Origin of the sequence: Streptomyces sp. NPDC047072 (assembly GCF_040643855.1) — a bacterium.
Lineage (GTDB): Bacteria > Actinomycetota > Actinomycetes > Streptomycetales > Streptomycetaceae > Streptomyces.
The window spans coordinates 1-22,589 of record NZ_JBEYVC010000171.1 but is presented as its reverse complement, the minus strand read 5'-3'; the positions used below and the strand labels follow the sequence as shown (position 1 = coordinate 22,589).

At 67.3% G+C, this 22,589-nt stretch carries 28 protein-coding genes; 22 read left to right on the top strand and 6 right to left on the bottom strand.

What is annotated here, in order from left to right; genetic code table 11:
• Positions 1 to 230: 230 nt before the first annotated feature.
• Positions 231 to 377: a hypothetical protein gene (locus ABZ896_RS42790; RefSeq protein ID WP_360941276.1), complete on the bottom strand. Its 147-nt coding sequence runs from the start codon at positions 375 to 377 to the stop codon at positions 231 to 233.
• 577 nt (positions 378 to 954) lie between these two features.
• Between ABZ896_RS42790 and ABZ896_RS42785 the strand changes: the two genes are divergently transcribed.
• Positions 955 to 1,713 (top strand): hypothetical protein, encoded by a 759-nt coding sequence (locus ABZ896_RS42785; RefSeq protein WP_360941273.1) that lies wholly within the window; start codon positions 955 to 957, stop codon positions 1,711 to 1,713.
• A 1,034-nt stretch (positions 1,714 to 2,747) separates the two neighbouring features.
• On the opposite strand, the gene fabG is transcribed toward ABZ896_RS42785, so the two are convergent.
• Positions 2,748 to 3,449 (bottom strand): 3-oxoacyl-ACP reductase FabG, encoded by a 702-nt coding sequence (fabG, locus tag ABZ896_RS42780; protein ID WP_360941270.1) that lies wholly within the window; start codon positions 3,447 to 3,449, stop codon positions 2,748 to 2,750.
• Between the two features lie 425 nt (positions 3,450 to 3,874).
• Here fabG and ABZ896_RS42775 point away from each other — a divergent pair, with 425 nt between their 5' ends.
• The 8 genes from ABZ896_RS42775 to ABZ896_RS42740 all read left to right on the top strand — a co-directional run bounded on the left by ABZ896_RS42775 (position 3,875) and on the right by ABZ896_RS42740 (position 9,314).
• The gene (locus ABZ896_RS42775) at positions 3,875 to 4,681 is read left to right on the top strand and encodes an XRE family transcriptional regulator (protein ID WP_360941267.1); all 807 of its coding nucleotides are present in this window, start codon (positions 3,875 to 3,877) and stop codon (positions 4,679 to 4,681) included.
• 104 nt (positions 4,682 to 4,785) lie between these two features.
• A complete protein-coding gene (locus ABZ896_RS42770; RefSeq protein ID WP_360941264.1) occupies positions 4,786 to 5,790 on the top strand; it encodes an MBL fold metallo-hydrolase in 1,005 nt (334 codons plus the stop codon).
• Positions 5,791 to 5,838: 48 nt separating this feature from the next.
• Positions 5,839 to 6,939: a PhlD gene (locus ABZ896_RS42765; protein WP_360941261.1), complete on the top strand. Its 1,101-nt coding sequence runs from the start codon at positions 5,839 to 5,841 to the stop codon at positions 6,937 to 6,939.
• 344 nt (positions 6,940 to 7,283) lie between these two features.
• A complete protein-coding gene (locus ABZ896_RS42760; protein ID WP_360941258.1) occupies positions 7,284 to 7,640 on the top strand; it encodes a hypothetical protein in 357 nt (118 codons plus the stop codon).
• Between the two features lie 21 nt (positions 7,641 to 7,661).
• Positions 7,662 to 8,198, top strand: coding sequence for a hypothetical protein (locus ABZ896_RS42755; protein ID WP_360941255.1), 537 nt, complete (start codon positions 7,662 to 7,664; stop codon positions 8,196 to 8,198).
• Between the two features lie 218 nt (positions 8,199 to 8,416).
• The gene (locus tag ABZ896_RS42750; protein ID WP_360941252.1) at positions 8,417 to 8,875 is read left to right on the top strand and encodes a hypothetical protein; all 459 of its coding nucleotides are present in this window, start codon (positions 8,417 to 8,419) and stop codon (positions 8,873 to 8,875) included.
• A gap of 28 nt (positions 8,876 to 8,903) precedes the next feature.
• On the top strand, positions 8,904 to 9,086 hold the full coding sequence (locus ABZ896_RS42745; RefSeq protein ID WP_360941249.1) for a hypothetical protein: 183 nt from the start codon (positions 8,904 to 8,906) through the stop codon (positions 9,084 to 9,086).
• An 18-nt stretch (positions 9,087 to 9,104) separates the two neighbouring features.
• Positions 9,105 to 9,314 carry a hypothetical protein gene (locus ABZ896_RS42740; protein ID WP_360941246.1) on the top strand — a complete coding sequence of 70 codons (210 nt, stop codon included), beginning with the start codon at positions 9,105 to 9,107 and terminating at the stop codon, positions 9,312 to 9,314.
• Between the two features lie 86 nt (positions 9,315 to 9,400).
• Here the strand turns inward: ABZ896_RS42740 and ABZ896_RS42735 are convergent, their stop codons facing one another.
• Positions 9,401 to 9,598 carry a hypothetical protein gene (locus ABZ896_RS42735; RefSeq protein WP_360941243.1) on the bottom strand — a complete coding sequence of 66 codons (198 nt, stop codon included), beginning with the start codon at positions 9,596 to 9,598 and terminating at the stop codon, positions 9,401 to 9,403.
• A gap of 128 nt (positions 9,599 to 9,726) precedes the next feature.
• Here ABZ896_RS42735 and ABZ896_RS42730 point away from each other — a divergent pair, with 128 nt between their 5' ends.
• Positions 9,727 to 10,143 (top strand): hypothetical protein, encoded by a 417-nt coding sequence (locus ABZ896_RS42730; protein ID WP_360941240.1) that lies wholly within the window; start codon positions 9,727 to 9,729, stop codon positions 10,141 to 10,143.
• 103 nt (positions 10,144 to 10,246) lie between these two features.
• Here ABZ896_RS42730 and ABZ896_RS42725 read toward each other — a convergent pair whose 3' ends face one another.
• The gene (locus ABZ896_RS42725) at positions 10,247 to 11,014 is read right to left on the bottom strand and encodes a hypothetical protein (protein ID WP_360941237.1); all 768 of its coding nucleotides are present in this window, start codon (positions 11,012 to 11,014) and stop codon (positions 10,247 to 10,249) included.
• 314 nt (positions 11,015 to 11,328) lie between these two features.
• Between ABZ896_RS42725 and ABZ896_RS42720 the strand changes: the two genes are divergently transcribed.
• The 3 genes from ABZ896_RS42720 (at position 11,329) to ABZ896_RS42710 (ending at position 12,521) form a co-directional block, all read left to right on the top strand.
• Complete coding sequence (locus ABZ896_RS42720; RefSeq protein ID WP_360941234.1) at positions 11,329 to 11,667, top strand: DUF6233 domain-containing protein; 339 nt, start codon at positions 11,329 to 11,331, stop codon at positions 11,665 to 11,667.
• A gap of 272 nt (positions 11,668 to 11,939) precedes the next feature.
• Complete coding sequence (locus ABZ896_RS42715; protein ID WP_360941231.1) at positions 11,940 to 12,218, top strand: hypothetical protein; 279 nt, start codon at positions 11,940 to 11,942, stop codon at positions 12,216 to 12,218.
• A 138-nt stretch (positions 12,219 to 12,356) separates the two neighbouring features.
• Positions 12,357 to 12,521: a hypothetical protein gene (locus ABZ896_RS42710; protein ID WP_360941228.1), complete on the top strand. Its 165-nt coding sequence runs from the start codon at positions 12,357 to 12,359 to the stop codon at positions 12,519 to 12,521.
• 73 nt (positions 12,522 to 12,594) lie between these two features.
• Here the strand turns inward: ABZ896_RS42710 and ABZ896_RS42705 are convergent, their stop codons facing one another.
• Entirely contained in the window at positions 12,595 to 12,876 is a 282-nt protein-coding gene (locus ABZ896_RS42705; protein WP_360941225.1) for a hypothetical protein, read from the bottom strand.
• 551 nt (positions 12,877 to 13,427) lie between these two features.
• Between ABZ896_RS42705 and ABZ896_RS42700 the strand changes: the two genes are divergently transcribed.
• The 6 genes from ABZ896_RS42700 to ABZ896_RS42675 all read left to right on the top strand — a co-directional run bounded on the left by ABZ896_RS42700 (position 13,428) and on the right by ABZ896_RS42675 (position 17,794).
• The gene (locus ABZ896_RS42700) at positions 13,428 to 13,772 is read left to right on the top strand and encodes an SH3 domain-containing protein (RefSeq protein WP_360941222.1); all 345 of its coding nucleotides are present in this window, start codon (positions 13,428 to 13,430) and stop codon (positions 13,770 to 13,772) included.
• Between the two features lie 383 nt (positions 13,773 to 14,155).
• Positions 14,156 to 14,524, top strand: a complete 369-nt coding sequence (locus tag ABZ896_RS42695) for a hypothetical protein (RefSeq protein ID WP_360941219.1) — start codon at positions 14,156 to 14,158, stop codon at positions 14,522 to 14,524.
• Positions 14,525 to 14,545: 21 nt separating this feature from the next.
• Entirely contained in the window at positions 14,546 to 15,181 is a 636-nt protein-coding gene (locus tag ABZ896_RS42690; RefSeq protein ID WP_360941217.1) for a GNAT family N-acetyltransferase, read from the top strand.
• A gap of 283 nt (positions 15,182 to 15,464) precedes the next feature.
• A complete protein-coding gene (locus ABZ896_RS42685; protein WP_360941214.1) occupies positions 15,465 to 16,052 on the top strand; it encodes a GNAT family N-acetyltransferase in 588 nt (195 codons plus the stop codon).
• A complete protein-coding gene (locus ABZ896_RS42680) occupies positions 16,049 to 17,005 on the top strand; it encodes an alpha/beta fold hydrolase (protein ID WP_360941212.1) in 957 nt (318 codons plus the stop codon). The genes ABZ896_RS42685 and ABZ896_RS42680 overlap by 4 nt, the downstream gene beginning before the upstream one ends.
• Positions 17,006 to 17,305: 300 nt before the next feature.
• Positions 17,306 to 17,794 (top strand): hypothetical protein, encoded by a 489-nt coding sequence (locus ABZ896_RS42675; RefSeq protein ID WP_360941209.1) that lies wholly within the window; start codon positions 17,306 to 17,308, stop codon positions 17,792 to 17,794.
• A 52-nt stretch (positions 17,795 to 17,846) separates the two neighbouring features.
• Here ABZ896_RS42675 and ABZ896_RS42670 read toward each other — a convergent pair whose 3' ends face one another.
• On the bottom strand, positions 17,847 to 18,902 hold the full coding sequence (locus ABZ896_RS42670; protein ID WP_360941205.1) for a hypothetical protein: 1,056 nt from the start codon (positions 18,900 to 18,902) through the stop codon (positions 17,847 to 17,849).
• 589 nt (positions 18,903 to 19,491) lie between these two features.
• Here ABZ896_RS42670 and ABZ896_RS42665 point away from each other — a divergent pair.
• The 3 genes from ABZ896_RS42665 to ABZ896_RS42655 all read left to right on the top strand — a co-directional run bounded on the left by ABZ896_RS42665 (position 19,492) and on the right by ABZ896_RS42655 (position 22,412).
• Positions 19,492 to 19,821, top strand: coding sequence for a hypothetical protein (locus tag ABZ896_RS42665; protein WP_360941202.1), 330 nt, complete (start codon positions 19,492 to 19,494; stop codon positions 19,819 to 19,821).
• A 153-nt stretch (positions 19,822 to 19,974) separates the two neighbouring features.
• Positions 19,975 to 20,724 (top strand): hypothetical protein, encoded by a 750-nt coding sequence (locus tag ABZ896_RS42660; RefSeq protein ID WP_360941199.1) that lies wholly within the window; start codon positions 19,975 to 19,977, stop codon positions 20,722 to 20,724.
• Between the two features lie 284 nt (positions 20,725 to 21,008).
• A complete protein-coding gene (locus ABZ896_RS42655; protein WP_360941196.1) occupies positions 21,009 to 22,412 on the top strand; it encodes a hypothetical protein in 1,404 nt (467 codons plus the stop codon).
• Positions 22,413 to 22,589 lie beyond the last annotated feature (177 nt).

Below are 22,589 nucleotides of genomic sequence, written 5' to 3'. Positions count from 1 at the left end.
CCTTCCCGCCGGTCGGCGAGTCCCAGACGGTGGTCGTGCACCGCACGGTCGCCTCACCCACGCCCGGACGGGGGGTGGGTCCTCGGCTGGTCTGTGCGGGGTCAGCAGGCCGAGCCCTGCTCGGGCACTGCGGGTGTCTCAAGGGGCGCTGAGGTTAGTCGGCGGCAGTGAGGCGCGCGGATCGACGCAGCTGGAGATGGCGCATGCGGTCACGGGCTTGCTGGCCCCAGTCAGCGCGTCGCGCTGCTGCCGGGGCGCCAGGTCTTCCCCTTGGCCTTGTAGGCGAACGGGTTGACTTGAACCTGCACTGCCGGAACGGCAGCCAGCGCCCCGTCGGCCAGGATGAGGCCAAGCGCCTGCGCCGCGATTCTGCGCAATTCACGACGATCACGACGTCCCCTCGCTCCAGTGCTTCTCCGGCGGCATTCACGACTACGGAGCCCCACGTGCGTACACCTCCACGCCTCACTCACAGGGGTCATCGATCGATAGGTGCCCCCACTCACATCCGTCAACACTTGTAGATGAAGCATGTTGACCATAGCGCCCCACCGGCGGCCGGTCGACCCCTCTCTATAAACGTACGTTGATAGAAATTGTGAACGATGGGGCTTCAGGCATCGCAATCCCAGAAGGGAACGCCGCCGCACCAGACCGGCGCGCCACCCGATCTCCGATCGCCACGACTCATCCTTTTGGTCGATATGTGCTAGATTTTCGTCAACGCCTGTAGAGGGAAACCCATCGATGACCTGCGATATCTCGCTACGGGAGAGGCGACTGAGGAGCAGAACGATTCCAGTGGCCCAGACCCGCCCACGAAGTTGGAGCTGTATGGCGGGACCACTTGACGCGACCTGCCCACGAAGTGATATTCACGTGCGTAGATGGCGCCGGGGGTCGCCACCTCCACAGAATGCTCACCCCCGCACAGGAGAGGAGAATGGGCCGACGATGCCGGGAACCGGCGGTGACGCTGCCATTGACCCGCCGCGCACACTCGCGGAGAAACTGTCGATGCTCCGCGAAGCACGTGCGCGCGACGGCGGGAAGCCGCCGTCCTGGGGGGACCTGGCAAAGGAGATCAGCGCCACGACCGGCGTTCCGATCTCAGGGGCGTACCTCTGGGAGCTGGGAACCGGCAAGGCAGACGACACCGTGAAACTGCGTCACCTCAAGGCCCTCGCTTCTTTCTTCGGGCGCCACATCTCCTATTTCGCCGAGGACGAACCAGCTTTCGAGGATGACGTGCAGGCGCAGCTGGCCCTGTTGGAACAACTGCGCCGACTGGACGTTCGTCAGATCAGACTCCAGAACATGGAGGGGGACGCCAGCCCGGAGGTTGTCACCGACCTGCTCGGGCGGCTGCAGACGATCGACATCCTGGGCGACCCGGAGGTTCGCGCCATCACCCTGCAGATCGCCGGCCTGACACCCGGCCAGCGAGCAGCACTCGGAAACCTGGTCGGCGAGCCGTCACTTCTCGGTGTCCTCCCGCGGGCCGTTGGCCTCCTCGAAGCCGCGGCCGGGGCCACGGACGAGCAGATCTCTTCAGTCATCCGTGCCTTCGACCTGACCGACGTGCTCCACCTGCTCCAGGACGAGGAGGCCGTCGAGGTCGCACGGCAGTGCAGCGCCTTGCTGCCATCCAGTAAGAAGGCCCTTCTGGCTGTGATTGGGCAGTTCGAACGCCTGGAAACCGGCAAGGCATGAGAGTCGGGCCGTCCGACGCATCGGACGGCCCTCAACTCCCTCGTCTGACTAGACGGTACTGTCGCCGTCGCGGTACCGGCCCAGCCGGAGGCGCTCCGCGATCAGTTCACGCGGAAGCAGGGGCATCAGCCGGCTCGCCGCATCGAGCGTCATCTCGTCAGCTTCCTTCAAGGAGTCGGCCTCCGGACCCGGCTGACGGTGAACCCCCTCCGCAGCCGCGGAGATCGGTTGGAAGAGGACAGCCCCTCCCCCAACTGCGAGCCAGACCCCGCTGGGAATTCCGTCGGTGCCCTCATTGTCCCGGATAACCGGACCATCTCCCTGTTTCCTGTCATACACGGTCGCGCAGCAGCGGTCGCCGGGCGCAGGCACGGCCGCACACACTGGATGAGACAGGAGCGGAGCGACGCAAACAGAGGACCCGAATCCTCCACGCCACGTGCTGCTGGAAGACCCTGTCCGGTGACACTCGCACATGGTCGCGGACTTGCCATCCCCGCGCGGCGCCCAGACCCTCAGCACACGTCCTCGCAAAGCCCGTCAGCGTGCTGCCGAACACAGCAAAGGCCGTGGGAGCGAGCGGCCTTGGAACCCGATACTTTCCGGCGTCTCCGCACTCCCACGCCGGCGGACGGCGCCGCAGAGGACCCTGCCACGCGGCCCGAGGGCGGCTGCTCCACCCATCACCAGTCCCTACCGGAATTCGGTTGGCAGCCCCGAAGGCCAGCTTGAACTGGCGCCCGCCCGAGCGGACGAGCGCACAGCATCCCCGCGCTGACGCAACTCGGACAACGCGCCGCCCCCTCTGACGCCGCACCCACACCGGCGCCGCACGTAGTGCGTTCGGGCACGGCGACGGGCTTGTTGAACCTTTCACCACTACTCCTTAATTAAACCGCGCATGCGGTTTGTTTCTTGGCTATGGGAGTGCACAGGAGGCGGCGGGCACTCCACCCTGGAGCCGAGTCTCGCCACACGGGGGCGCCTGAACTCGGTGCGGGCACATGCTTGTTGGGTCAGCGCTATCTGTGAGGTCAGTGCATGGCTGCCCCGCCATCGACCGGCAGCACGACGCCGGTGATGTAGGACGCGGCGGGCGAGCTGAGGAACGCGACCGCCGCCGCCACCTCTTCCGGTGCGCCCATCCGCTCCAGCGGGACCCTCTTGAGGACTTCCTCGCGTCGTGCGTCGTCGAGCGAACGGGCCATGTCTGTGTCGGTCAGGCCAGGCGAGACGACATTGACGGTGATACCTCGACGGCCGTACTCACGCGCCAGCGAGCGGGCGAGGCCGACGAGGCCGGCCTTGGAAGCGGCGTAGTTGCTCTGGCCCACCTCGCCGCGCAGGGCCACCGCGGAAGAGATGAGGACGATTCGCCCGGACTTAGCCCTCACCATCGCGCGCAGAGCCCGTTTGGCCACCATGGCAGGCCCGATCAGGTTGGTGTCGAGGACCTCCCTGAAATCGCCCAGATCCATGCGGATCAGTAAGTCGTCGCGAACGATGCCTGCATTGGAGACCAGCACCTGGACCGGGCCGTGACGTTCCTCGATCTGCCCGAAAGCGCTGTCGACCTGTTCGGGGACGGTGACGTCGCACTGCAGCGCCAGCGCGCCCTGTGGACCTCCGCCGCTGCGCGAAGTGACCGCGACCTTGTCCCCCTGGGCAAGGAAGGCCTCGGCGATCGCCCTTCCGATACCCCTGTTGCCACCCGTGATCAGCACGGATCGGCTCATCTTCCATCACTCCCCATCCTGGCGCTCCACCGCGGGAGCGGATCTCTGGCAAGTGCCAATGGCAAAAACTTGGTTGATCAGCGGCCGTGCACGCAGGTGAATATGTACGATCACGCTGCGTGCCTGCGTTTGCGCAAACGGACATCAGGGCGGATGCATCCAGCTTCCCTCCAGGCTGTCCTGCGTGGCGCGACAGAGAGGAGATGTACCAGCGCACGCTGGAGTGCCGTCGCCTCCCTGCACCCTTCACGTCCTCGGCCGCGCATCGGACTGCAGCACCTCCGCCCCTTCTACAGGCTGCCGTTCCGGCGATAAAGATCTACACAACAACCGCTGTTCGATCTACTGGAAGGATTTTGCACCTAATCGCGCCTCACTGATCGACGAGCTTCACGCGCATCGCAAGACGGGGAGAGGGGACAACCATGGGCGGTCAGAACAACCACCCACTGGCGTGGCTGCTCCAGCCGAAGCGTGCCGCGATCCGGCCACAGGATGTGGGCTTGCCGGCCCGCGCGGCGGATACTCCGGGGCCGAAGCAAGACGGCTTGACTCAGAGCCACATGGACCAGTTGCTGAACCGGGCCGATAAAACGTACGGGCGTCTCGAACGCGGGAAATTGCCGAACCCCCCTGAGGATTTCCTCGCCGACGTGGGCCGGCTCTTGCAGCTGTCACAGGACGAATACGCCACCATGTGGCTCCACGCCCGCGGACACCAGCCGACGGTCCCCCTGGACCCAGAAGGTGTCATGCCCCTGTCGACCCTGTGGCAGGAGGCATGCGACGGGCAGCGGCACATGATGTACGTGACCGATCTCGCCTGGAACATGCTCGCCTACAACAGCGCCTTCGCCGACATGTTCCACCAGCGCCAGGTCCCGCAGAACACCGCACGGTGGATGCTGCTCACCGAGGAGGCCCGGCACACCCTCAAGGGATGGCGGAGAATCTGGGCGCCTTCGGTATCCGCCCAACTACAGGCAGCCATCGCCGAGCACCCGGACAATGAGGTCCTGCAAAAGATCGACAAAGAGGTGCAAGCCGACCCCGTCGCCGGCCCGATCTACCGCCGCCCGGACGTGGCCTCGATAGCCCCGGACGGTGTCGTACGACCGTTCCACCACCCGCTGTACGGCCCTGGCACAGCAAAGATGGTCGCGTCGGCGCCATTCTCGTCCCCCGGTGCGCGCGCGATCATCGTGATCTACGCAGGCGACGAGAAGCCATAGCGACAATAGCTCCACCTCGACGCGCCGACCGCGAGATTGCGGTTGGGTGACGATGCCTCCATATTCACAACTTTCACACAGTAGCTGCCTCGCAGAATGCCGTCATGCGCATCTCTACTCGCCTGACCGAAATCGGCTCGCAGGTGTACGCCTGGCTCCCGGACTTTCCCGGCACCTGGGGAATGGCGAACTGCACCCTGATCGGGGCCGATTCAGCCTCCGTCCTCGTGGACACCCCGTACACGGCCCACCTGACCCGCCTGCTCAAGACCGCTGCTCACGAGGTCTTACCGCCGTCGGCAGAGATCTCCACTGTGGTCAACACCCACGCCAACGGCGACCACAGCTACGGCAACGGCGAGTTCCCCGGAGCGGAGATCATCAGCACCGAGGCGAACCTCCAGCACCTCTGCGCCGAGCCCACGCCCGGCCAACTTGAGACACTGCTGAATCAGTGTCAGCAAGAGGACGATTTCGGACGTTATCTACTGGCTCATTTCGGCCGGTTCGACTACCGAGGGCTGCACCTCACCCCGCCCACGCGGACCTTTACGGGCCGACTCGAACTCCCCGTAGGCGACATAACAGTCGAATTGATCGAGGTCGGCCCGGCGCACACCGTGGGCGACCTCATCGTGCACCTTCCGGACAGCAGAATCGTGTGCGCAGGTGATGTCCTGTTCATAGGCGACGTCCCGGTTCACTGGGCTGGGCCCCTCGACGGTGTCATCGCGGCTGCTCAGCAGATCCTCGACCTCGACCCGGACGTGGTCGTGCCCGGGCACGGGCCGCTCGTCGGACAGCAGGAAGTCCGCACCTACATGACGTACGTCGCTGAACTCCGCGACCGCATCCACGAGTTGCATGCCTCCGGCCTGGGCGTCGATGGCGCCTCCCGCGTCCTGCTCCGCGAGCGCCGCCCCGACCTGGGGCTGTGGGAACGCCTGGCCGTCCTCACCGCCACCGAATACCGTCACCTCGATGGCTCCAACGAAAAACCACAGCTCCTTCAAATACTCCGCAGCGCTGTCCGCCTCGCCCCAGAGTGCATCCCTGAAACCATCACGCCCCGATATGCGTTTCCCGCGCAGAGCGACCGACTCAGGTGATTCACCGCAGCGATCGCCGCCCCACCCTTGCAAGCATCGGAGCTGCCCATGCCCGCCGCGCACGTCACCCGGCCCGCCATCGCGCTGCCGCCGCATTACGTCACCACGGACGAGATCTGTGCCGACATCGTCCGAGCGCATCCCGAACTGCCGCATCTCTCGGCGAACTTACGTATCGCCCGCAGCACTCAGGTTGCCTCCCGCTTCTTCTGCCGTCCGCTGCAGGATCCGTCCATCGGCGGTGACGCGCCCCTCGCCGAACGTAATCGAACCGCCTTCATCGAAGCGTCTGTCCTCGCACTCCAAGCCGCCCAACAGACTTTGCAGGAGACGGGCACCGACCCGCAGCGCATCGACTGCATCGTCACCTCCCACACCACGTCATGGACGGTTCCCGGCCTCGACGTCCACCTCATCCAGGCACTCGGCCTACGACCGGATGTCCGGCGGATCCCCATGAGCACGCTGGGCTGCGCCGGCGGCGCCCAAGCTCTGGTACGAGCGACCGACCACCTCGGCGCACACCCCGGCAGCACCGTGCTCGTGGTCGTCGCGGAGATGCTCAGCACGGTCTACAGCCACCACGACACTTCCAAGGAGTCCATGATCTACAAAACACTCTTCGGAGACGGAGCCGGAGCCTGCCTCGTCACCGACAGCCCGATCGGCCCCGGTCTACGCTTGGAGAACACCTGGGAATACCTACTGCCAGACAGCAGTAACCGCTACTCAGGCCGACTCGACCAGACCGGGCTCCACTTCGATTCCGAGAAGTCCGCCACGGCCGCCATCCGCGACATCATGCCGGAACTGCGGCGCTTCCTCGCTCAACAGGACCTCCACGACGTGGAGTTCGCCGTGTTACACCCTGGCGGTCCCCGCATTATCCTCGACGTCGAAGCGGGACTGAACATCGATCAAGAGCCGGGAGTCGACGACAAGGCCAAGGTGACCCGTCACAGCTGGGCCAGCCTGCGCGAGGAGGGAAACCTCGGAGGCGTCGCTGTGCTGTCTGTCCTGGCCCGCACCCACGACGATCCCCCCGCCGACGGAACCCGGGGGATCCTGCTCGGCTTCGGACCAGGCTTCGCTGTTGCAGCGGCCACGGCCCGGTGGGAGACCGGACTGTCTGGCGTGCCACCTCTTTAAGCGGTCGCTCTCCCGGCTTCCCACTCACATCTGATCCCCACGTACTCGATGTACGCGTCAGGATGTGGTGGCTCCGCCGATGAAACGGCGGGCTACAGGCCGATCATGGCGAGGTGAGTCGTGTTTCGGAGTTGCGGGGCCAGGCGGCCGCCAGGTGCGCGCGAGGCGTGTGGCGCAGCGGCCCCGGGAGGTGGGCTTCCCGATCCGGCGCCAGCGCCACCAGGTAGATCCGTCGGCCCCGAGGCCCGCAATCGGCGGTCCAGAGCGAGACCGTACACGGAACGCCAGACAGACGACAGAAATCTCAGCGCCAACCGACGGTCCCGGTGGTTAGGGTGCATGGCATGAGCGGACAGCAGTCAGTTCACTCCGTCGCCCGCGTGGCCGCCACCCTCCGTACGGTGCTGGCGAGCTTCCGCGAGGGCGGGGACCAGGCGCTCCCGCTGCTGGTCGGTGACCAGGAGGGCGGCGAGCCCGAGGCAGCCATTCTCCCCTACGACCTTTTCGTGCTCCTGCTCCAGGCAGTGGAACACGCCGACGACGTTGCCATCAGCAATCTCGCAGCACAGCGGATGTCCGAGGCGCCTGATCCTGGACAGGGGCTCGACACCTCAGCTCTGGCCCGCCTGGTCGCCGGAGCGAACCCCGACCACGCTGACGAGATCCTCAAGGCCGGCGGCGCGTCGGCGCACGAGGTCTGACAACTGCAGGACGGAGAACTCGTGGCAGCGTCCGACCCCTTCCGCGGGGACCACCTGCCTCAGGTCGGCGCCGACATCCTGAAACTGAGCTCGCAGCTGCAGAAACTGGCCATCATCCGCATCGCACAGCTGGCCAGCGGTGAAGCCGAGGGCATCCGCCTGGAACGGATGTCCGACTCCTGGCCGACGGAACTCAGGGACTGCTGGAAACTGTACTTCGACGAGCAGGAGTACGACGAGGGCCAGCGTCTCAACCGCCCTGCCCCGCGCTACCGCATCGTGTATCGGTTTCTCGACCCAGTTCCCGACCCCGCCGATCGTGATCGTCGGCCCCGGCTGCAGGTCCTGGCGGTCGGCCCCCGCTACCTGGCTGAAGCCTATGAACGAGCCGTCTCCCGGCTCGCTCGACCAGAGGTAGCCAACGAGCGCACGGTCCAGCCGTCCCGCGTTCCCCAGCATCGCGGGCGGCGCCCTGTAGAACGGGGCAGGCGTGCCCATGAAAATCAAATCCAACAGCCACGGTCCGCCCGTCCACGGCGTGGGCGGGATCAAACGTAGTTCGAAACGACGCGCATCGGTTGAGTCGAGGTGAAATGGCCTGAGCTGCCGGTTCACCTCAAGTCATCCCACGGCACTCATCGTTCTGTGGTGGCTATGCCGTCGCTCATCGGGATCTGTCAGCGATCACGGGGAGACGTCGCACTCAGTGAGAAACGTCAGTTGTGGACTGAATTACGTCTGGACTGAATTAAGCCCTCCCGGGTATGCTGTAGGACATGGACATCAGGACTGAGCTGGACAACTTCCTTGGTGAGCAGCGCGCTCTGGTCGACGCGATCACCCGGGAGTTCCGTAGCGGCACACCCGCCAAGGCCATCGCCAGGTCCGTTGCTCCGGCCTTCAGCCGCGACCAGGTGACGCAGTACCTGGCCGCGATCACTCTGCACGACACGGCGCGCAAGGCACTCAAGGAAGCCGGACTTGAACTGGTTGATGTGCACGTCACCGGCATCGACGCGCCGCGTGAGGCCCGCTTGGTCATTGCCGCAGACCCGGCCGAGACCTCCGACTACGCTTCCTTGCCGGACCGGATCCGGGCCGCTCTTCGTGACTTCCTCATCACGCTCGACTTGCCCCGGACTGGGGAACACGACGAGATCACCGACGACTTGATCGATGGGTTCCTTCTCGACGGGGAGCCGGTGCGGCTGGTCAAACTGAAGCCGCGCACCTGATCGCAGCTGCACCCCCAAGGAGAGCACGATGAGCAAGGCCATTGGCTCCGAGTACGGCATCGCTTCCGAATCTCTGGAGGACATCGAGCCGTTGGGAGAGATCTCCCGGCGACGGGCCGAGGCCATCCTGGCTGACAGCCGTACGCAATGGCCCGATGTCTATCTCGTCCAGCGAACCCACGACGGGCCGTGGGAGAGGTCCGCGTCCTGAGCACGCGTCGAAGCGCACATGAAGCTTGACGTCACCGCGCGTTCAGCTCTCGAATGCGACCCGGTGCGCTCGCCGAGCCGGGCGGCGACTGCGGCGAGCACGGCCGGCGAGGTGGAGGACGCCGTCACCATCACGGACACCTCGCTGTCCACGATCCTGCTCGCCGACACGCAGACCGGCGCCGTCGCCCCGGGCGGCGGCTGGTCACTGCGTACCGCGCTCGGCTAGTACCCCCTGGAGATGAACCCGATCCTCGACCAGGCGTGGGAGGCGACGCCGTTCGTGGCCCCGAGACCGCGACGCAGCCGTGAACCTCAAGCCCCGGCGGTCCCTTTCGGTTCGGGCAGCTCCCCAAGCCTGACGGGCACAAGCTCGATGCAGGTGGCGCCCGCACTTTCGAGTTCGGTCCTGCGCCGCTCCGCGCTGGGTTTGTCGTACGCGACGGCGGATGCCCGGGGCGCGCCGTCAGGATCGGTCCAGGTGAGCGCGAAACTCCGCATGGTGGTCGTCATGCGGTCATCATCTCCGCTGGCACTGACACTCGCGTATCCGGTGGCAGGCCGCGCTCGGCTGAGGTCTTCTCACCGCGACGCGCGCGGGCACCCACGCGATGTCACAGCGTCGCACTAACATCCAGGCCGTGCCGAGTACCACCCCGCCCGAAGCCACCGGCGACGCTCCCGCCAAGCAGCCCTACGATCCCTTCGCGTTCCCCGACGACCTGGTCGCGGCCCAGAAGGAACTGCATGAGACCTACGCCGCACTCCACCACTTCCAGAAGGAACTGGACTGGTCGGCGGCCCCTCACAAAGGCTTCACCGACACCGAGCGGTGGCGCAACGCGACGCGTCCCGCCACGAACGGATGGACGCCGGAGCAGACGGCCGAGTACGACCGGCTGTGGTCGAAACTGCGCGAGCTGACGGCGTGCGTCGCGGGCCACAAGCACTGGGAGCTCTGTCCGAAGGACAAGGCCGTGCAGGCCCGGCAGGCCGTCAAGCACGTCCCCGGCGCGGCCCCCGATCCGGCTCCGGTCCGAGCCCTGGAGACGGTGTAGGCCGCAGGCCGCCCCGTACGCCGGAGACCGTACGGGGCGGCCCACGCCTGCGCCCCGATGTCCGGGCAAGGTTCTCGAAATCGCGTGCTGATCTGTCTCCCCTCTACGAGACCCGGCCCAGCAGCGTGGCCGGCCCGACCATCACCTGGGGACCGAACCGCGCCCGGGCCTCGTCGACGACCTCCTCCACGCGCAGCCGCGCCTCCCGTGCCCCGTCGAGTGTGCCCTGCTCCGGGGCCCGGTCTGCTCCGACGAGGTCCTCGGCCCTCAAGATCATGCCGGTGAGTCTCGCTCTCTGGAGCGCGGCCGCGTCCATGCACCGGTAGGCCGCCGCCCTCAGGTCCTCCTCGTGCGCCGAGGTCTGCGCGAGCCGCTGTGTACGCGACCACGACGGCCCGCCGGCGAACTCAAGGGTCAGCGTCACGCCCTGGGCCGCCTGGCCCCGGCCGCGCAGCAACGTGCCGAGGCGCACCACCAGGTCGAGCAGGGCCGCGCGGACCGGCGCACCGTCCAGCTCGTCCCGGCGAAACCGGTGGCGCACCGACGCGGAGGCCGCCAGAGCGCGCGGGGTCACCGGCCGCGGGTCGATCCCCCGCGCCCGCTCCCACGCCGTACGCCCCTCCCTCGCCCCCAAGACCCGCTGCACCGTCTCCACCGACAGGCCGGCGAGCACACCAACGTCGTGCACGCCGAACTTCCTCAGCACCCCCGCCTGCCGCGGACCGACCCCGCACAGCGCCTCCACCGGCAGCTGGGCCAGCCACTGCCGCTCGCACTCCGGCGCCACCACCAGCACCCCGCCCCCACCCTGCCGCCCCGAGGCGGTCGCCGCCGTCGACACCGCGCTCGCGATCCCGACCCTCACGTCCACCCCCGTACGATCCCGCGCCCGCTTACAGGTCAGCTCGCCGAGGCGGCGGACGTCCGCACCGTGATAACGCAGCGCGCCCCGCAGCTCGACCAGCGCCGCCCCCCGGCGGCACCGCCTCGACCACCGCGGACACGCCGGCCAGCACCTCCAGGACCTCCCGGTACACCGGCTCCGGCAGCCCGACCGGACACCGCACATGCATCACCGTCGCCCGCCGCTCCCGCCCGCTCATCTCCATGGACCTCACCTCCCCCCCCGCACCATAATCGAACTTAGTTCGAACAACACTGCGCGGTGACCTTAGAATCGTGAGTATGTTCGATGATTTGCCGCCCGACCTGGATCGACTCCAGGCACTACGCACCTGGCACCTGGTCTGCCTGCGGCGCATCGACCGCAAGATCAAGGCCGTCCAGCGGGCCGCTGCCGAGCGGGAGCGTGCACAGCAGCGGCGGCCGCGGCCTCCGGACTGGCTCGTGCAGCTCCCCGTCGCCGGCGACCACCCCCTTCAACTGCACGCCGGGGACTGCCCCACTATCGACAAGATCCGCTACCGAGGCATCGGCCGCGACGAGGCCCGCCGCCTCCTCGACGGCGGGCTCGACAGCTGCATCCACTGCAACCCCGCCGCCCGGCTCGGCATCCTCGGCTGATCGATATCGAGGATCTCAACCACGTCGCCCTGGACGACGCGCAGAAGATGTCGGTTCCCATGCTGTAGGACACCGCCCAGGCCCGGGACCACCAAATCCTGTACTACTACCGGCTGGCGCCGGGACCGCCGTCTCGTAAAAGGGTCGTTCGGTATGAGAAAACGGGGAAACCCTCGGCATGCCACCAGGTTGGCCCGGTTTCTCATGTTCCTGTTTTTACAGAACAGGAAAACCCTGGTCAAAGATCTGGGACGGGCCCACCGTCGGCCAGCATGACGCGTACTCAGATCGTGCCCGGCCTCGCAGTCGACGAGGAGATGTACGAGGCCGCCGCAACAGCCCTGGCCGCACACGACCCGGCTCTGGCATCGCTGACTTGGCAGCAATTCGTGCAGCCGCGTCGGTGGTGGCTGGTCCCGGACGAGAGCGGCACCGCCTACAAGGCGGAACTCGTCCTACGCGAGGCCGCCGCGACCACGACGAAGATCAACATTTGGCTCCGGCCGGACCGCCGAAGTGACGGCCGGCCCCGCCCGCACTCCCACCCCTGATCGTTCCGCTCGGCGATCCTGCTCGGCGGGTACGACGAGGATCGCTACGACCTCGACGGCGGACACGTCCGCGCCGACCTGGCCGTAGCCCACCGGCACGGCAGCGTCAACTATCTCAGGCACACGCTGTACCACGAGGTGACGGGCATCCACGAGCCCGGCCGGACCATGTCCCTGATGCTCTGCGGCCGCGGCGAGCGCGGCACCTGGGACTACCTCGACCCCGACACCGGTCGGCGCATCCCCGCCGCACCGGACCCCAGCTTCTCCGCCCGCCTGCGCGCCCTCAACCCCCACCGGTGACCGAGCTCGCCGGGATCATGATGCCGATGACCGCGGCGACGGTACCGCTCCCCGCCGCACGGAGCCCCGAGAGTTAGAGCTCCAGGTGGGCGGACAGGAGGAGTTCGGACTCCGGGGAGAGCGCGACCATGCGGACCTGGCCGCCATGGGCGTAGGCCAGACTCCCCGGCGCATCTCCGACAGCCGGAAGGTAGTCGCCGCGCGACAGCCCAGTCAGCACCGTGGCGCGCAGACCTTCACGAAGTGCCAGCGACATCGCAAGGGGGGCCACAAGGTCGACAGTGTCGTCCACGAGCGCAGCGTTGACGAGAGCGCGGACTTCTTGCATGGTCATCGCTCTGAGCTGTCCGGTCATGGACCCCATTATCAAGCCGTCGAATGCGGCGGCACAACCGTCGCCGAGCACAACTCGGCGGAACCGGTTGACCTCGCCTCGACCTCCACTGCGCGCCAGAGACGCAGGATCGAGCGGCAACCACGAGAGTCACGCTACTCACGGCCTTCAGCCAGGCCCAAGTCAGGTCCTGGGGCCCGTTGATGGCTTCGATGCCCGCCGGAAGGGCCACAGAGCCCGTTCACCAGCAGTCATTCACAGGGACCGACGCCTAGCCAACCGTGGCTCACCGTACGGCGAGCCTGGCCCCATATCGGCATCTCACCCCCCCCCGAAGAGAGGCGAGCGCGCGGCAGGCCATGCCACCCGCCCCGGCACCTTCCTCAACCATCTAGATCGTCACGCCAGCGATCCCTGGACACCACCAACAGGGAATATGCACACACGTTGATAGACATGACCCTCGAAGGACCCTCCATGCACCCCGGAAAGACATCTACCATCAACACCTGTAGATGACGGTGATTTCGTGTCGCCGGAGCCCGCATGCCTGAGAAGAGGAGTCCCGAATCGTGACTGCGCTCCACCGAACGGCAGCCCTGGCCGTATCCACCACTCTCCTCGCCGGAGGCGCGATGGCTCTGGCGCCGACCACGTCCGCGGTCGGCTCTCCCAAGTGCACCTACAACCTGACCGACTTCACCGGCACGGTGGACGCCAACGGCGTCAACTACCGGACAGGGCCGAGTACCGGCTATCCGGCCAAGGGACGGCTCTACGACGGCGACCGCGTGCGCGTCTACTGCGGGAAGGGGAGCTGGTACTACAGCTCGCTGGCCAAGCGTTCGAAAGGGGGCCTGGCCAAGGGAACCGTCGGTTGGGTCCGAAGCGACATGTTGTACCAACTGGCCGGCTGAGTTGCACCGGGAGAGCGCCGTCACAGGCTCGGCGATTTGCCTTTCACTGCTCCGCCCGGATGCCGGGCTCCTGTCGCAAGCGGCATGGCGGTAGGTGAACGCCGCACGCACTCGGCAGATCTGTTCGCAACCTGCGCCCTGTACGACTGACGCACAACTCCTCTTCTAAGCAAGTCCTTCGCGGGCAGCGATAGCTCACGCCGCAAACAACGCGGCACGAGTTCCGCCCCCACCCCTGCAGCGAATTGTCTCTCATGCCGCGATCGCTGGCACGCCGTCAGGCGCCGTTTCGCTGCCGGGCGCTTCCTAAGCCATCCGACGGCTGCGGCCTTCCTCACGCTCTGTCTCACCACAAGCAACTCGTCTCGAAAGGGAGAACTCTCATGAAGCTGAACGCCCCTGCGCGACTGGCGACTTCGGGTCTACTGGCTCTGTCGGTGGCTGCCGGGATTTCGGTGTCCGTCACTTCACCCGCCAACGCGGCCAGCAGTGTCGGCAGGAGCGCCTGCACCGAGCCGGTGGGGTTTGCCACCACCGTCTCCACCACGGTGAAGCTGCGCACGGGTCCGGGGACCAAGTACCTCGCGAAGGGACAACTCTCCAAGAACACGCGCGTCCTTTGGTCCTGCAACCGGGGGTCGACCGGCAGCGGGAAGTCGTGGGGCTACGTGCTGGTGAAGACCGGTGCGAACAAGGGCAAGTGGGGCTGGGTTTACCGCATTTACATCAACACGCCGATGCAACTCGACTGAGGAAGCCGGGGGCATCACCCAATGTCGAACGAGGTCATCGGCTCAGGCAACACCGGTCGCAACGGCACCGCGCCGGCGGGGAGCCCAGAGCAGACACGCGAACTCGCCTCACCTCAAACGCGGTTGCCGACTTCCTCACTGCTGGTCCCTCCCGCTCCACTGGAGACGACCACGCGGACAAACAGGGTCACCCTGACCCGAATCGCCCTGTTCGACGACCTCGCCCAGGCCAACGCGATGCACGCCAGGTGCTCGTTGGAATCGTGCTTCGCTCGCTACCACGCTGCTCGCCAGTCTTTGGCGGCACGCGAGTGGAGACATCTCTGCGATCAGGCCAATGGGACCACCTTGATCACGGTCCCGCTTGGCGAACCGTCCCGGGTCATCGCCATCACCCACCTCCTGCGGACGCCGGTCCCGCATGTCCGTGAACTCGGCATCCTCGTCGAGGATTCCTGGCAGGGCGAGGGCCTGGGTACGGCTCTCGCCCACTACGCGGTGGACCTCGCTCGCACTCACACCCTCGACTGCAGCGAGGTCGCGGCCATGACAGGAAGCGGTAACCAGCGGATGTTGTCCATCCTGTGGGGGCTGCACGCCCGGGTGACGGGCAGGGACGGACCCACGCTGGACACCGTGATCCACGTGGAGGCATAGGCCCATGCACCGTGCCGTTCAGCAAGCTCGCGCGCGTCGTGATGCCGGGGTCGGCCAGGGCCGACGGCACCGGGATCGCGGTCCTCACGCTCGCCCCGTCGTCGTCCGGCGCCGCCGGGGCAGCAGCCGACGAAGGCGCGGTGCCCCGGCTCGGCGCGTTCCGCAGGACAGACCAGGCTCGGGGCACGACCGGGTCACCTCGGGGGCTGACCCGGTCGCGGCACCGCCATCTGTTCCTGACCAGCCACATCGCACCATTCGACGCCGATTGGGAGATCTTCCAGTGCCCCCGCTTCTCACCGATGCCCAACGCGACACGCTCCTCGTCCTCGACGACGGCACGATCACCTACGCCCGCGCAGCGACCGTCGACGACCATCCCCTCGTCGAAGATCTGCACGCCCGGTGCAGTGTCACGAGCCTGTTCGCCCGCTACGGAGGCCGCCGGCCGGGATTCTCCTGCGCCGAGTGGCAGCACCTGGTGGACAGCTCGCGCGGCCGGATACTCCTCGTCACCCCGGACCAGTCCGATCACGTTGTGGCCATGGCATCGATGGCCGAGCGTGCCCGCACCCCCAACGTGTGCGAGGTGTCACTGCTGGTCGCCGACAGCGCCCCGGAGACGTACCAGTCGCGCGGGCTCGGCACGCGCCTGGCCGACCTCGTCGCCGACCTCGCCCGTGACGCGGGATTCACGGCCCTCGCCGTGACGTTGCAGTGGACGAACTGGCGGACGCTGCTCATCGTCGAGCACCTCGGCGGCCCGGTTCTGCCCCAGACCGCGTACGTGCGCAACATGGCGGTGCTCGGCCTTCTGCCGAACTCCGGCCTCGACGTGGCCGACGAGCTCGAACTCCGGATCGCACTGTGAGCGCGGCTGCACGCCCGGGCACCCGCCGGTCCACCGTCGTCACCGACGACAGAGCCCGGCTGACGGTCTACACCGATGGTCCTGCGCACGCCGGAGTGACGGCGATCCTCAGCCACGGATACCTGATGACCGCGGACGTGTGGCGCCTCCAGGCGCGCGAACTGTCCGCCCGCGGGGTCCGGGTCATCCGCTACGACCAACGAGCCCACGGCACCTCGGAGCCGGGTCACGCCGCGCTCACCATCGACCGGCTCGGCGCCGACCTCGCCCACATCATCGACGCCACCGCACCCCAGGGCCCGATCGTCCTCGCCGGCCACAGCATGGGCGGCATGGCAGCCCTTACTCTCGCTGCCCGGCACCCTGACCTCATCCGCCGCCGGAACCCCCACGTGGCCCTGATCTCGACGGCCTGCAGCAGAGCCCAACTGGCGCCTGGCAACCACCCACTCCACTGGATCAAGGCGGCAGTCCGCGCCAGCTACTCATATCCCCTCTGCTGGATGCCGCCCGCCGCCGACGTCGTACGGCGCCGGCTCCCGAGCCGTCACCCATGGGCGCTTCTTCCCGAAGCACAGCACCGTGACGACATTCCGCCACCGGGCCGACAGGCCCTCCGCCGTACGCCCACTGGGCACATCGCCGAGCTGTGGAAGTCCCTGCGCACCTACACCACGGCAGATCAGCTTCACGCGCTCGACGCCCTCGACGACCGGGTCGAGATCATCACGGGCGCGCTGGACGACTGGATCCCCCTGTCCCAGACCCGTGAACTGGCACGGCAGCTGCCCGGCGCCCGCGTCCACGAGCCCGTCGCGGGCGCCGGGCACCGACTGCCCACGGACAGGGTCGGCCACGCCGCGGTGACCCAGGTCCTGAGCGAAATGGCCGAGGCCGCACTCCGCGCATCCGAGTCCCCCGCGTCGATACGACTTCGAGGTGCACCCGCATGAGCCACGACCATCAACCGCCGCCCACGGCACCCCCGTTGTCGATCCGGCTCGGCCCTGACACAGCGATGACCCTGCGGTTCACGGCGGAGCCGACAAAGCCTCGCCGACGGTACCGACGTGCCGTCGGCCATCCCCACGGCGCTGCTGTGCCTGGGCCATGGGCGCCATCCCGTGCGGGATACCCGTCCGCGTAAGACAGGACGGGCCGGGCCCACGGCGAGCCAGGCGATCGGGCCCGGTCTGCAACGAGTCGTACCGACCAACCCTTGGCCTTCTCGATCATCTTGGATCGGAGAGCCCATGCAGCCACACACCCGCCGTGCCCTTCAGGACTGGCAGACCGCCTGGACCGCCCAGCAGGACGCCGCCCTCATCGCCTTCGCCACCGCATTCCCCGGCCTCCGACGAATGGACCCCCCAACCGGCTGCTGTGATCCGCGCATGAAGGCCGAACGTCCCGGAGAAGCACGGGGCTTCGTGTGCTTCGACGATCACGGCCGCGCCACGGTGGATTTCAGCGGAATCCCCCAGAACGCCCTCGGCGGAACACTAGAAGTCATCTTCGGGTGCGGCTGGTTCGAAGAAGGTCCTGAGGGAATCGGCGCCGCACCGCCCGGCACCTACAACTGGGACGACGAAGCCACATACGCCGAATTCGAAATCAGGGTCGAGGCCGATTCCACGGCCTCGATCTGTATGTCGTACGTGACCGTGAAGGACGCGGTGGTCCTCCTGGACCAGTTGCAGACCCGTCTGGCCGGCCACCCCGGGGATACCGAACAGTCGTGACGTCGCCATGTTCGGTCCTCCGCCCGCGCAAGGGCTGCGCGGGCGGAGCCCTTCAGCGTTTCCAGACGGCGGTGAGACGTTCAGGAGCAGGCGTTTGAGCCTCCGCGTTCGCCCGCCATGTCGCCGTGAACGGGAACTCGTGGTCCAGCCAGAGCACTCCGGCAAGACTGGAAGGCATCGTCCACCGGGGCGGGTTGTCGGGCTGAAACTCGATGGGATCGTGGATGAAGGTATCGCCGAAGTTGAACTGGACCGTCACCGTGGGCTGGCCATTCAAGAGGCAGTCCAGCTGTTCGATGCCCAGGCCGGTGAACTTGTCGGCTCCCGCGGCAACGATGAGCGGCAGGCCAGCCTCCTTGGCCACGGCTCGGTACTTGCTGACCTTCTCCTCGATGCCTGCGACCAGCGGCTGGGCCGAGACGACTCCGGCCAGACCGCTGGGCGGGACCAGGATGGCGCGCATCCCGGGCGCGCGCATGGTGGTGCCCGTCTGCGGATCGGCCATGACAAGGAAGGTGTAACCCTGGCTGGCGAACTGCACCCGGTGCAAGGGGGAGATCAGGTAGCGCCGCAGGTCCTGGGCGATCTTCTTCGCTGTGTGTGAGTTCGGCGGATCCACAGGGCGGTCAGTGGGGCCGGCCACGGTCAGCACGACTGGCACGGGGATTTCCTTGACCCGCTCGACCAGGTTGTGCCAGGCCCTGATCCTCCCGGTCAGCTCGTTCGACGGGCTGTGCGTCAACACCTCCACCAGAGCGACCGGCTGGCCTTCGTCGTCGAGCACGGTCCAGTCCGGTGTCTTGGCGCCCCACAACCGTTCGTACTCCACGCGGAGCCCCGACGCCCGGAGCGCTTCGCCGGCGGCGAGTTCGATGTGATCGCTCCAGAAATTCTGGTCCTTCCAGAGATTCCTGGCATACGTGTCGGCATCCTTGTCCGGCAACAGGGCGAGTTGCGCGTCGAGCCACGCCCGCCACGGCTCGTACTCGTCCTCTACAGCGATGTCGTACGAAAGGGGCCGCCCCTCAGGGCGGCGGTGGCCGTATCGGCTCTTCTGCTCGGCCACGAAATCGGGGCCGAACCGGCGATGCGGCAGATCGGTCGTCATAGGAGTGGATTATGAAACGTCGCATCCCTGTGCCGCACCCGAGTTGGCAGCCGGTCCGACCCTCTGCCTCATCCGGCACCATCGCTGAGTACAGGGCTCCGCACGCGGCCAGTCCTCTGGCCGGCGAAGGCGGAGCGATGCCGAATAGGGCACCCATGAGAAGCAGGCCGAGCAGGGCGCGTCGGGGTTGATGCGCTTGGCCGGGTGCGGGTGGTGTCCCTCCCGGCTATCGAGTATGGGAGGCCGCGGCGGACTCCGCGCAAGGTCGGCCGCCCTGTATTTCTCCGCTCCTGCGTCACGGAGAAATACAGGCCGTCCTCCCCTGCACTCCGTCCGACGGCCCCCCAAATCTCTCTTCGCCGGGAGGGGCCGGGGGTCGATCTCCACGGCAACGCCCCGCACGGCACTATGCCCGTCAGCCGAGCGCGGCACTGGGATGCAACCGCGCCAGCCAAGCCCTTCACGCCCAAAACTGACCAGCTCACAGCCCTATTTACGGTTGACCACCACCCCCATAAAAGATAGATTTACCTACATCAACAAGGGGCAGGGCAAGCCCCGGAACCCACTCTCGACTTACGGAGACCCCATGAACCTCGACCACTTGAGGAAGCCGCTCCAGCTCAACGAAACCACCGAGCTCAAGGCGGTCTTCGACCCGGCTCTTCGGTGCTTCTCGGCGCAGCTGTGGAAGGACGGCGAACCGGCCGGACTGCTCGGCCTGGTCGGCGAGTTCACCCACCCCGACGACGTGCTGGACGCCGTCGACGAATTCCTCACCGAGCACGGTGAGAGCCCGCTGACGGAGTCCCAGATGGGGCAGTTCGGAGGGATGCTGATCATGGCGAAGGGCGGTCCGGACGCCGCGATGCTCCAGCAGGCAGTCGACGCCCCCCACACCGTCCTCCCTCTCTTCTGATCCACGCTCCTAGCCGGGGGCCAGGCTGTCGCCCCGCCCTGCTCCCGGCCTCGGAACCCGCCCGTCGGCTCGCGCTCCCGCCCACGAGCCGCGCGTTCCGACGGCGCCTGTCCAGCACGAATTCCCACAGGAATCGAAGGGACCAGCCAGATCGTGCACACTCCAGCAGACATCGCGCAGCTCGCCGCCGGGATCCTCGGCGGCGCCTGGGCGGCCGAGCGCGGCGCCCAAGGGGCCACCGTCCGCCTGACAGCACCCGGGACCGACGCCTTCGCTCTTCGGTTCGACGACCACGGGCATCTGCGCGTGGGAACCGTCTTCGGCGGCCCCGGCGAGATCGCCCGATTCCCGGACCTGGCCACCGGCGACACCGAGACGATCGCCCGCGCTGTCGCCCAGGCCATCCGCCAGCATCTGGCCACCAGCGGAGGCGAGTGGAAGGCCGCGCTGTACCAGGATCTGAACCTGGGGGCGCACTTCTCCTGCGCGGACTACAGCGACCCGCAGACGCCCTGCCACCCCAGCGTCACCATCGCGGGGGCCGCCTGCTTCTTCTACGTCGACGAAGCCGGAGAGGCCCAGATCTCCGCCGAGACGGACGGGCTGACTGCGGTCGGCGCCCGGATCTGGGACGAGGAAGCCGTACCCCTGCGGATCACGCTCAACGGCGACGTCGTGTTCACGACCACCGGCACGTGGGTGGTCCAGTTCCAGCATCCCGAAGACGGCGGGGACGACGGTGTATGGGAGTACACCATCCCCGCGCAGGAGGCCCCGACCAAGGCGGCGGCCCGCGCCGCCGCAACGGAACGGTTCGTGGCCGACATCAACTCCCGCGCGAACGCGGACGCCTGGGACGGCAGCACCATCCGCAGCCTGCGGTTCACGGCGCAGCCCCGGTGACGTGAGGCTCTTCCTCTCACAACCGACGGCCGACCGTTCCTGAAAGCCCGACGGCCCCCTGGTTCTTACGCCCTCCGGACGCTCCCGGATGCCGCCCGCCTCCTGCGCGGGCGGCATCCTCCCGAGCCCAACACCTCCTCTTCGGCGGACAGTTCGGTTCGCCCCGCTGGGGGTGCGGGTCGGGCAGCGCCGGGGCCGCGGGCCCGACAAAGCGCAGATTCACCTACGTCGTAACAGGGGGCAGGGCAAGCCCCCGGAACCCACCTTCGACAAAGGGGACACACATGGGTGCCCACACCCCGCAACTACAACTCGACCTGTGGCAAGACCCTCCGCCCGCTACGGCCCACGCCAAGCCGACGACCGTGCTCTCTTATGGATTGGGCGCAGATTCCACCCTCGTCCTGATCGAAATGCTGCGCGACCCGACCGGCTACGGCCTGGAGCCGGACCTCTCCGACCTGATCGTGATCACAGCGACCGTGGGATCGGAATGGGCGGACACCGTCAGGCTCGTCGAGGACCATATCTTCCCTCTCCTGCGGCGCCACAGGGTCAGGTACATTCAGGTCGCGCGGTGCGGCCCGTACGAGGCGGACGGCTGGGAAGTCCTCGCGGACTCCCGTGAGCCGCGGCGCTTCGTCCCGCGAGGCCGCTGGACCCTGATGGACGAGCTCTCCCTCAACGGCACGGTCGTACAGGCCTCAGGCGGTAACTCGTGCTCGCTGAAATATAAGGGCTGGCCGCTTGATCAGTGGGGGCTGGCCGCTTTCCCCGGTCGGCCGTTCCGGAAGATCGTCGGCTACCACGCCGGCGAGCACAAGCGCGCCCGAAGCTACGACGGATGCCAGCACGAGGACAACCTCAAGGCCCGCCGGACCATCTGCACCGTCGAGTACCCGCTCATTGGGCGGGCCTGGGATCGCGACATCGTAGAAGCCCGGCTGTTCACCGAGTTCGGCTTTGTGTGGCCCAAGTCCTACTGCACCTTTTGTGTCTATTCAGGCAGCTGTGCTGCTTTGCCGGTCCATCTGGCACGCTTGCGCGACCACCTTGAGCAGGCTGTCGAGGTGCTGGCGTTGGAGTACACGTCGATGGCGCTGAACGAGAACGGCTCCTTCTACCCGAAGGGCACCCTGTACGAGCTTGTCGCGGGGGACGGCAACACCGCGGCGCTGCGGGCGCTTGACGGCCACTTGACGTCGGCGGAATGGGCGCTGTACCGGGTACGGCGCGTCTTCCCGCCAGCCCGCACCAAGAGCTGCCGGGAACGGCACGGCGACTCCTGCCCCTCCCCGTGGCCCGGGTGCCTTGATCCGGACACCGGCGAGCGGACACCGCCGTGCATGCAATGGCACGGGCCCGCCTGCCGTAACCCGCAGCCGTCCTGCCGCGACGCGTCCAGGAAGGGGAAGGCGAGCAGGTCCGTCGAGGTCGTGATCACGGGAACACATGCTCAGGTCGCCGACCTCATCCACCGTCGCGCGCAGGAGGGCGGCGAGCGCGTCGAGGAAAGCCACCTGCACCCCCTCGGCCATCTCCGCAGCCAGACCCTCTCGCGCGGCACCCGTTTCCCCACCGTCGAGGAGTTCCACGCGATTGCCCCGAGCGGTGTGATCGCGAAGCAGAAGAAGAACTTCGAGGAGCTGTGGCATACCACGTGCCGACAGCTCCGCCTACCCATCTGATCCCGTAAGCGGCGCTCCCGGCCCGTTGATCCGTCCTCGTGGCGAGCCGGCCGGGGCAACCCGTCTTCCCGGCTTTGCGAGTGTCCCCGGCCTGATCACCCGCGTCACGGACCACGCCCACGGTGCCACCCTGGCCGCCGGCGCGAACGTATCGGCCTCCAACATCGGCAACGCCCT